General features: G+C 58.0%; 5 protein-coding genes and 1 pseudogene. 1 reads left to right on the top strand and 5 read right to left on the bottom strand.

Annotation, left to right across the window (positions count from 1 at the left end):
- Positions 1–53 precede the first annotated feature (53 nt).
- A pseudogene (locus HY298_05815) lies at positions 54–2936 on the top strand (class I SAM-dependent DNA methyltransferase).
- 234 nt (positions 2937–3170) lie between these two features.
- Here the strand turns inward: HY298_05815 and HY298_05810 are convergent.
- The 5 genes from HY298_05810 to HY298_05790 all read right to left on the bottom strand — a co-directional run bounded on the left by HY298_05810 (position 3171) and on the right by HY298_05790 (position 10624).
- Positions 3171–3938, bottom strand: coding sequence for a hypothetical protein (locus HY298_05810; GenBank protein MBI3849792.1), 768 nt, complete (start codon positions 3936–3938; stop codon positions 3171–3173).
- 97 nt (positions 3939–4035) lie between these two features.
- Positions 4036–4878, bottom strand: a complete 843-nt coding sequence (locus tag HY298_05805; GenBank protein ID MBI3849791.1) for a hypothetical protein — start codon at positions 4876–4878, stop codon at positions 4036–4038.
- 268 nt (positions 4879–5146) lie between these two features.
- A complete protein-coding gene (locus HY298_05800) occupies positions 5147–7804 on the bottom strand; it encodes a serine/threonine protein kinase (protein MBI3849790.1) in 2658 nt (885 codons plus the stop codon).
- Between the two features lie 247 nt (positions 7805–8051).
- A complete protein-coding gene (locus HY298_05795; protein ID MBI3849789.1) occupies positions 8052–8618 on the bottom strand; it encodes a sigma-70 family RNA polymerase sigma factor in 567 nt (188 codons plus the stop codon).
- A 179-nt stretch (positions 8619–8797) separates the two neighbouring features.
- The gene (locus HY298_05790) at positions 8798–10624 is read right to left on the bottom strand and encodes a hypothetical protein (protein MBI3849788.1); all 1827 of its coding nucleotides are present in this window, start codon (positions 10622–10624) and stop codon (positions 8798–8800) included.
- Positions 10625–10746: the final 122 nt, after the last annotated feature.

The following is a 10746-nucleotide window of genomic DNA, read 5'->3' as shown; positions in this document are numbered from 1 at the left end:
CGTCAAAGAACTCAGCATTGCCCCCGCCGCCATTTTCCGTGTAAATAGAGCGCGTGCCTATCTCCTGGAACGAAATCCGCCACAACTCGATCAAGTTTGCCCGCGAATGGGCGGGTGTCAAAAGCGAGAGCGCCGAGAAACAAACCTTCTGGAACGAATTCTTCCAGGTTTTCGGCATCAAACGCCGCGTCGTCGCCAGCTTTGAAGAAGCGGTAAAGAAAATTTCGGGCGACTATGGGCGCATTGATCTTTTCTGGCCAAGCATCCTCGTGGTCGAACACAAATCATTCGGTGAAGACCTTCACAAAGCAGAGACTCAGGCTTTTCAGTACATCCGCGATCTGGCCAACGACCCGGCACGGCACGACGAAATCCCGCGCTACATCATCGTCTCCGATTTCGCGCGCATTGCGTTGCACGATCTTGAGCCGGAAGACCAACGCGACCTGCCGCTGCTCGACAGGAAGCGCGGCGTCACGCACGAATTCCCGCTCGCCGAATTTCACCGCCACGTCCAGCACTTCACCTTCATTCCCGGCTACAAGCAACACACGCTTCAGGAGGAAGACCCGGTCAACCTCGAAGCCGTCCAGATCATGGGCGACCTTCACGATGCGCTCGAAGCCGGCGGCTACACCGGGCACGACCTCGAACGCTTTCTCGTCCGAATCCTGTTCTGCCTCTTCGCCGAGGATACTGGCATCTTCGAGCGCGAGTCCTTTCACCTGTTCATCGAGAACCGCACCAAGGAAGACGGTTCGGACCTCGGCCAATGTCTCGCCCGCCTGTTCGAGATTCTCAACACACCGCCGGAAAAGCGTCAGAAAAACCTTGATGAGACGCTCGCCGCCTTTCCCTACGTCAACGGCGACCTGTTCGGTGAACACCTTGGCTTTGCCGATTTCAACCGCGACATGCGCAACGCGCTGCTCGGCTGCACGCGCAAGGATTGGTCGCGCATTTCGCCGGCGATCTTTGGCTCGCTCTTTCAATCCATCATGGAGCCGAAGGAGCGACGGCAGATCGGCGGCCATTACACGAGCGAAACGAACATTCTCAAAGTTGTCCGCTCGCTGTTTCTCGATGAGCTGCGCGCGGAATTTGAGAGCATCAAGGCCGACCGCTCGACCCGACGCCGCGCGCGGCTGGAGGAGTTTCACGCCAAGCTTTGCCGCCTCCACTTTCTCGACCCGGCCTGCGGCTGCGGCAACTTTCTGGTTATCACCTACCGCGAACTGCGTCAATTGGAGTTGGAGGTGCTCATGGAACTTTTCCGCGGCCAGCGGGAATTGACGCTCGACGAAATCAACCGGCTCTCGCAGGTGGACGTGGACCAGTTTTACGGCATCGAGATTGGCGAATGGCCGGCGCGCATCGCCGAAGTCGCGCTCTGGCTGATGGACCACCAGATGAACCTGAAAGTCTCCGAAGCCTTCGGCCAGCTTTACCAGCGCCTGCCGCTCAAGAAATCGCCGACCATCAAATGCGGCAACGCACTGCGGCTCGACTGGAAAACCGTTCTGCCGCCGGACAAATGCAGCTACGTCCTCGGCAATCCGCCGTTTGTTGGAAAACAATTCATGTCCAAGGAGCAAAACGCGGACATGGAAATGATTTGCGGCGATGTTAAAGGACACGGGCTTCTCGACTTTGTAACTGCGTGGTATTTCAAAGCGGGGCAATACATTCAAGGCACGCGTGCTGTGGTTGGGTTTGTTTCAACCAACTCCGTAACGCAGGGCGAGCAGGTTGGCGTGTTGTGGAACGAGTTGTTTGCGCGCTACCATCTGAAAATTCATTTTGCACACCGGACATTTGCATGGGAAAGCGAAGCGCGTGGCAAAGCGCATGTTCACGTCGTCATCGTTGGTTTTGGCGGTTTCGACAAAACCGGCAAGCGCATCTATGACTACGAGGCTGGGTTTGCGCGAACAAAACAAGCGGAGCAAAAGCGGGCGACTGAAACGGTTGTCGCCGTCAGAGAAGCGCCAAACATCAGCCCCTACCTAGTTGCCGGGTCAGATGTTTGCATTTCTGCGCGGAGCAAACCGCTTTGCGCCGTGCCGGGAATTGTGTTCGGCAGCATGCCGAACGATGGCGGCTACTTGCTGTTCACGAGATTTTCTAAAGAAGATTTTCTCAAGCGACAGCCTGACGCCGCCAAGTTTCTGCGACGATTCGTGGGAGCGGAAGAATTCCTGAATGGCACGGAACGATGGTGTCTTTGGTTGCACGGTGTAAATCCGGGAGAATTTCGCCCGATGCGAGCGGTCATGGATTGCGTTGAGGCAGTAGCGATTCACCGCAAGAACAGCCGCCGTGAAACAACAAAGAAGTTGGCTACGTCTGCCGCTTATTTTGGCGAGAACCGTCAGCCGGAAGTTCCCTATTTGCTCATTCCATCCGTTTCCAGCGAACGTCGTCGTTATATTCCGATTGGCTTCCTGCGGCCAGACATCATCGCTAGCAACCTTGTTTTGCTCGTGCCCGGAGCGAAACATTATCACTTCGGCGTGCTTTCCTCAGCGATGCATATGGCTTGGGTGCGTCAGGTTTGTGGGCGATTGAAGTCGGATTACCGCTACTCGAACAAGATAGTTTACAACAATTTTCCATGGCCGGACGGTGTGAGCGATGAGCGCTGGGTGCGCATTGAAGAATTGGCACAACGCATTTTGGATCTGCGCATTGAACTTGGCGATGGCCGGGCAGGATTTCTTCCCGCCAACAAGAAGGATCATCCCTCTGCCTCACTGGCAGACTTGTATGATGGCCAAAGCATGCCGCCCGAATTGCTCAAGGCGCACACGGAACTGGATCGCGCTGTGGAGAAATGCTATCGCCCCGAACCGTTCCACTCCGACCGCGAGCGCGTGGAATTCCTTTTCTCGCTCTACGAAAAACTCACCGCGCCGTTGCTGCCTGTCACACCCAAGACCAAAGGCCGGCGGTCACGGACCGCCGCGATAACAAAGCAGGCGGGCAAACAAAAGACGCCGGGATTGTATGCCCAAAAGATCCCGCCCGGCAAAAGCACCCCGGAATCCGAAGCCAACGCCGCACATTTTTATTCCGCCAAGGAAGAAGCACCGAAACAGGAATAAAAAAGCGGTCTGACTGACGTGCCGGGCAGCGGTTCAACGCCGCCCAGCCATGTGATCAACGCAGGGCTAGGGCAACAAGAGCCGGAAAAACCGCTCGGGCTCGCTCACGTCGAAAAAGTTTGTGAAACTGAACACGCCGAGTTGATCGAACTGGTTTGTCCGAATCGGTGTCCAGGCCGCCAAAGGCGTGACGATATTGGTTGCGGTCAAAAGAACAAAATTGCTGGCGGTCATGCCTCCTGCGCCGCTTAGAAACAGATTCGTTCCCGAGATGACCGGCTTACAGAGTATCAACCCCGTTGAGACGCCGAGGCCCGTCAGTTGATAAGTTCCCGTGCCTGTTGGGCCGCTGCTGCCGCCCCCACCATCAGCCACCAGCACCGCGAAGGTGCCATTGTTCGCCGCCGTGAACGCATACTCGTCCACACCGCCTGTCGCTCCGTTGTAAATCAACACCCCGTTGGGATCATACACTCGCATCCATGCCGCAAATCCGTTCGTTGCGCTCAACTGCGTTCGTTGCAGTGTAATTCCGTCTCCTTGGCAGGCATTGAATGACCAGAGGTCCATGTCTCCTAGAGAGATAGTCCCCAAGGAGTTTACAGCATCTGCCAGCGCGCCGCCGTTGTCGCCCGGTGGAATGATGAACGCACCGGGCAGCTTGACGAAGTGAAACTGGTAGGTGCCCGTCCCCATCGGGCCGCTGCTGCCGCCCCCACCATCAGCCACCAGCACCGTGAAGGTGCCGTTAGTCGCTGCCGTGAAAGCGTATTCTCTCACGCCGCCAAGCGAGGACGTGACCAGCAGCGTGCCATCGGGAGCATAGACCCGCATGGAAGCCAAGTAACTATTCGTCTCGCAAGTCGCAACACAATCCGTTCCTCGTTGGTCGCCGAAAAAGTCCACAGGTCCAGATCGCCCAGTTCCCCGATCACACCGTTGGTCGCACCACCGCTGCCGGACAGTTCGCCGCCGTCATCGCCCGGTGGAATGATGAAGGCACCGGGAAGCTTGACGAAGTGAAACTGGTACGTGCCCGTCCCCATCGGGCCACTGCTGCCGCCGCCACCATCAGCCACCAGCACCGTGAAGGTGCCGTTGGTCGCCGCCGTGAAAGCGTATTCCCGCACCCCGCCAACGAGTCCGGGCGTGTACAGCAGCGTGCCATCGGGAGCATAGACCCGCACGCAAGTCGCAACACAATCCGTTCCTCGTTGGTCGCCGAAAAAGTCCACAGGTCCAGATCGCCCAGTTCCCCGATCACACCGTTGGTCGCACCACCGCTGCCGGACAGTTCGCCGCCGTCATCGCCCGGTGGAATGATGAACGCACCGGGAAGCTTGACGAAGTGAAACTGGTAGGTGCCCGTGCCCGTCGGGCCATAAGTCACGCGCACCGTGAAGGTGCCGTTAGTCGCTGCTGTGAAAGCGTATTCTCGCACCCCGCCAGCAAGCCCGGGCGTGTACAGCAAGGTGCCATCGGGTGCATAAACCCGCATGTAACCGGAACCGTTCGTCGCACTCAACTGCGCCCATCGCAGCACGATTTGCTCCCCGTTGGTAGCTAAGAAGGTCCAGGTGTTAGTTTCTCCCGGTACGGAAATACTGCCGTAGTAAACACCGCCGCTCGCAAACTGCGCACGGGCAGTGCTGTTGCAGAGCAACATAAGGCAGAGCAGGAAAAGGATGCGGATGGCAGGTTTTAAGCGGCGGGCGGCCGAATGCGGTTGGCCTGCGTGCGTTGACGATTCCGTGGAGTTTCGATGTGTCTGCATATTAATAGCCTTTCGCTGAATTTGGCGGTTGTGCTGGCTTCATCCTTCAGTGCGACGTGGCGGCGGAAAACCCTTCAAGAAAGATGAAAAAGTTTCCAACCAGCAGCAGGCGAGAGCAGGCTTTGACTTTTTTTCGTTAAACAGGCGCATCTCGACAGCCGGGTGCTGAAGCGGCCTGAAGGCCGCGCGCCGGGAACTGGGCCGCGATGCGCCGCTTGAGAATTGAGCGGACAGACGTCCGCTGCTATGATTATTGATAAGGGAGCTTCTATGGATTGGGAACGACGGCTGGCTTCTGGCGTTCGCCTTGGTCGAACTCGGCCAGCTTCTGTTTCCACTCGGCGGCCTGTTTTGCCTGCCCCGTTTCCTCGTAGAGTTGCACCAGTTGCTGGAGCACCTGTTTCAGAGTCCCCTCGTAACTGACCGGGGACTGGTCGCCTCGCTGTTTGATGCCCTCGTAACCGGCGAGCAGCAAGGGTTCGGCTTCTTCATATTTTTTCTCTGCGAGCAGGATGCCGCCCAACTTGATCCGGTTGGAGAAAGTCTCCCAACTTCCGGGAGCAATTTTGTCGAAAATCGCCAGCACTTCGCGAACAGCGGTTTCGGCTTCGGGCAGTCTCCCTTGGGCTTTGAGCACATTGGCCAAGACCGAGAGGGCTTGGGCGGTCTCGCGATGTTGATCGCCGAAGACTCGCCTCCGACCCGCCAATACTTCGCGACTGACTGCCTCTGCCTCGTGCAACCTGTTCTGGCTGATTAGGAATCCCGACAAATCGAAAAGGCCTCCGCCAATAGTGGTTCTTTCCACTTCCGGCAATTGCATCCGCAGTGTTCCCGCTTCACGGATGACGGACTCGGCCTCGGCGTACTTGCCTTGGCGCATTAGGATTCCGCGCAAGCGCCCCATTATTCTGAGGATTTCGTGGGGCTCATTGTCCGATGCCGCGCGCCGGGTTTCCAGCAGTTCGCGCGTCAAACGCTCGGCCTCGGCATACAGCGTGACGGCTTCAGCAGACTTGGCTCCGTCCTGACCGGCCAGCACGCTCGCAAGACGGTGGAGTGATCTGGCAACATCAGGATGGTTTGTATCAAGCAGTTTCCGACGTATGGCCAGGGCTTCGCGAAACAAGCTCTCGGCCTCGGCATACCGGCGTTGCCGCTGGCGCAGATCCGCGAGGAAGTACAGCGAAACCGCAACATCCAGGTGCTGGTCGCCATGCACTCTCTTGCGCAAGTTCAGCGCCCGCTCGTACATCGCGGCAGCATTCGTGTAGTCGTCCAGATCAAGATAGATCTGGCCCAGCACTGCGCGCAGGTCGGCCTCCACGTCGGGCTGACTTGCCAGTTCCTTTTCCAGCCTGCCTGCCGTTCGATCCAGAATTTCCCGCAGGATCGTGGTGTCGCGGCCTTGGGCGATGGCGGGACTCGCGCCGCCCAACATATCTTTCAGGAATTTCGCCACTTGTGCGCTGCGGGCGGCTTCCGTCTGGGCGATTTGCTGTTGAGCTTTCGCCTGCCTTTCCGCTGCCAGTGCCCGGTCCCGTTCTTGCCTTGCTTTTGCAAATCCGATCACTGCAAAGACCAGACCCACTATCAGCGCCGCCGCAACGCTCGCCGCAAAGGCCACCTGAATCCGGTTGCGCCGGGCAAATTTGCGGAAGCGGTAAAGGTTGCCGGGCGGACGGGCGACGACAGGTTCGTGATTCAAGTGCCGCTGTAGATCCATCGCGAGGCCATTGGCTGTTTCGTATCGGCATGCGCGGTCTTTCTCCAGGCACTTCATCACGATCCAATCCAGGTCGCCACGGACGAAACGGATCGTTTCCTTCAGTTGTAGGAGCCGACGTGAGGAGGCCCTGACTTCCTCTTCGGATTTCGGGGTAGGGCGCGTCACTCCGTGCGCGCCATCAGATATGCTTTCATCCGACGACGACGCGCGCGGAGTGACGCGCCCTACCTTATCGGCTGCTACGAGTTCCTGGGTGAGTCGCGTGGAAGGTGGGGGCGGGTCGGTCTCGCGGATCAGCCGCCGGATTTCATCCAGACCGGCTTTGCGCAGGGTCTCCGCATCAATCGGCGGTGTGCCGGTCAACAGTTCATAAAGCAACACGCCCAGCGAATAGATGTCGCTGCGCGTGTCCACATCCTGCCCGCTTAACTCGGCCTGCTCCGGACTCATGTAGGCCGGCGTCCCAATCAACTGGTCGTAGCGGGTGAAAAGGGTTTTCTCCGTGAGCCGTTGTTCGATGGCTTTGGCAACGCCGAAGTCAATGACCTTGGGAACAGGCTGCCCGTCCAGCATCGTGATCATCACGTTGGAGGGCTTGAGATCGCGGTGAATGATCCCTTTCTGATGGGCGTGCTGGACGGCCTGACAAACCTTGATGAACAATTCGAGGCGCTCGCGGGCGTTGAGCTTTTTGCGGTCGCAGAACTCGGTCAGTGGAATCCCTTTGACCAGTTCCATCACGAAGTAAGGCCGGCCCGTGTCCGTCTCGCCGGCGTCGAAAACGCGTGCGATGTTCGGATGATCCATCATCGCCAGGGCCTGCCGCTCGGCTTCAAAGCGGGCGATCACCTGTTTGGTGTCCATCCCTGCTTTGATGACTTTGAGGGCGACCTTGCGTCGGATGGGTTCGTCCTGTTCGGCCATATAGACGATACCGAATCCACCTTCACCGATTTTCTGGAGAACCTTGTACGGGCCGATGCGGGTGCCGACGGTTTCCGGATCGTCTGTGGAGGTTTGGACAAATGGAGGTTCGAGAAAATCTCCCAGCTTGAGCTGATCGGCGAGGAAGGATTCCACCTGCGCACGCAGCGACTGATCGCCTGCGCAGGCTGAATCGAGATATGCGGCACGCTCCGCCGGCGAAGCCATCCCGGCGGCTTCTGTGAAAATCGCTTTTACTTTCTGCCAGTCCATAAATCGTGACGCTTCAATTGAATCCCCAACGTCTAAACCAAAGGAGCGCGGCATTCATGCCGCCTCACCGTTCACAGAGAAAGGCGTGCAAATCCATCCTGATGCTTCGTTCCGGACCGCAGTTGAAGCGGCATCAATGCCGCGCTCCGACCCCCACGGAAGATCATTTCATTCAAGCGCCCTCGGAGTATCCCATTCTAACGTGCGATGTATGGGGCATTTTCCCTTCACAAAAACGCGCGATTCTTCAGTCCTTCACTCCTCGGCCGCCGACTTGTTCAAACAGCCAGACTCGACTGAAAGCCCAGGAGCGCTCGACGCTCGTCAAAGAGATACCCAGCGCCTCGGCAATTTGCGGGTGCGTCAGGCCGGCGAAAAAGCGCAACTTCACTATTTGCGCACCCGTAGCATCCAATTGTTCCAGTTGACCCAAGGCTTCGTTCACGGCCAGCAGTTCTTCGGAAGGCATCCCACAAGCCACCTCGACTTCATCAACGTCAACCCGTTGGAGGCCGCCGCCGTGCCGGAGACGGTTCTTGCGGCGGGCGTTTTCAACGAGAATGCGGCGCATGGCCTCGGCTGCGGCCGAAAAGAAGTGGCCCCGGCCATTCCAAGACGATTCAACTGGACCGATCAACCGCAACCACGCTTCGTGAACGAGCGCGGTGGCCTGGAGGGTTTGTCCCGGCCTTTCGCGAGAAAGTTTTTGGGCAGCCAGTTGCCGCAGTTCATCATAGACCAGCGGGAGCAGGTCGGCAGAGGCATGTTTCTCGCCCTGCTCAATCGATTCGAGAATGCGGGTCACTTCGCTCATAAAGAGAGGCAAATTCGAAGACCTCGCCTGGCGCCTTGCCTGAGTTGATGGCCGCCAGGATCGGCGCAAGAGTCAACCCGGACGGACGGACCCGATGGTGCAGACTTAATCACCGATCTCTCGTACCACCATCTGACTCAATCCGAACCAGTCCCATTATCACCGCGTGGAGGCTGGAGTTATTCCTGCAAGAACCGGAAGAACCTTTTCGGCTCGGTCGGGTTGAACACGTTGGTGATTGTGATGTTGAACACGCCGAATGAGTCGAGTTGATTTGTCAAAATCGGCGTCCAGGATGTCACCGGAATCGTGAGGTTCGTGTGGGTGAACACGACATAAGTGGCATTGGAAATTCCGCCGACGGCGCCGAGGTTGACGTTCATACCAGAAATGATCGGGGTGCAAAGTCTCAACTCATCGGAAAGGCCGTTGCTGGTCAGACGGTACGTGCCGGTGCCACTGAGGGCACCATTGCCGTCGCTGACAATTGCAATGAATGTGCCGCTGTTGGTCGCGGTCACGTTGATTTGCGCGGTCGTCGCCCCGCTAACCGATCCCAGCAGCGCGCCGCCAGGACCGTAGAGCCGCAACCAAGGAGTAAAATTGCCGCTGGTGTCGGTCAGTTCATCAAGCTGCAAGGTGATGTGCTCTCCTTTGCAGGTCGTAAACGCGTAAACGTCCAGATCACCAATATTGATCACCCCTTCTGGATTGATCCCGTTGCTCATCGATCCGCCTTCGTCGCCGGGAGCAACCGCAAGGCTTGCACCCGTCTTGGCCAAGGTCAGACGGTAAGCACCTGATCCGCTCAATGCGCCATTGCCGTCACCCACCACCACGATGAACGTTCCGGTATTCGTTGCCGTTACCGCGACTTCTCCCGCGACGGCTCCAAATCCAGAATCCAGTAGCGCGCCGCTCGGACCATACAAACGTATCCAAGGCGTGAACGTGTTGGTGTCGGAAATCTCACCGATCCGTACCACGATGCCTTCCCCGATTTGCGCCGTGAACGTCCATAGATCCAGATCGCCAGTCAGAATCGCACCCGTGTGCAGCACCCCGTTGGTCATCGGCCCGCCATCATCCCCCGCGGACACCACGACCGGATCGCCCGTCTTGGCCAGCGTCAGACGGTATGTACCCGATCCACTCAAAGCGCCATTGCCGTCACTGGCAACCACGATGAACGTCCCGCTGTTGGTCGCTCGGGTGGACACCTCGCCCACCGACGCACCGAAGCCTGAACTCAACAGTGCGCCATTCGGACCGTACAAACGCAACCAGGGCGTGAACGTGTTGGTATCGGTGATCTCACCCACTCGCACCACGATACTGTCGCCGTTGGTGGCCGTGAAAGTCCACATGTCCAGATCGCCGGTCAGAATGGCACCGGTGTGCAACACCGCGTTGGTCATCGGCCCGCCATCATCCCCCGCAGACACCACCACCGGATCACCCGTCTTGGCCAGCGTCAGACGGTAAGTACCCGATCCGCTCAATGCACCGTTGCCATCTCCAACAACTACAATAAACGTGCCGCTGTTCGTCGCCCCTATCGACACTTCGGCTGCCAAGCTTCCAAAGCCGGAATCCAGTAACGCACCGTTCGGACCATACAAGCGCAACCAGGGCGTGAACGTGTTGGTATCGCTGATCTCGCCAAGCCGCACAATAAGGTTGTCCCCGTTGTTGGCCGTGAACGTCCACATGTCCAGGTCGCCGGTCAAAATGGTTCCAATGTGCATCACCCCGTTGGTCAACGGCCCGCCGTCGTCCCCCGCAGACACCACCACCGGATCGCCCGTCTTGGCCAGCGTCAATCGGTAATTGCCTGAGCCGCTCAACGCACCGTTGCCATCTCCAACAACGACAATAAATGTCCCACTGTTGGTCGCCCGTGCGGACACTTCGCCCGCCAACGCGCCAAAGCCCGAGCTTAGCAACAAGCCACCCGGACTGTACAAACGCAACCAAGGCGTGAACGTGTGTCGTGTAGCAAACAAAGTTGGAAAAGAGTGTGCGATCAAAGTTGGAATGGATTCAGAACACTGGGCAATGGAGCAGAACGATGGGTTTGGCTTCTGGGTCTGGAGCGTGGCGGAGGTAGTAAATGTCTCCATCGGGG

The organism is Verrucomicrobiota bacterium (assembly GCA_016200005.1).
In the GTDB taxonomy this organism is placed as follows: domain Bacteria; phylum Verrucomicrobiota; class Verrucomicrobiia; order Limisphaerales; family PALSA-1396; genus PALSA-1396.
Note: the sequence above shows the minus strand (reverse complement) of the source record. Positions and strands in the feature narration are given on the sequence as shown.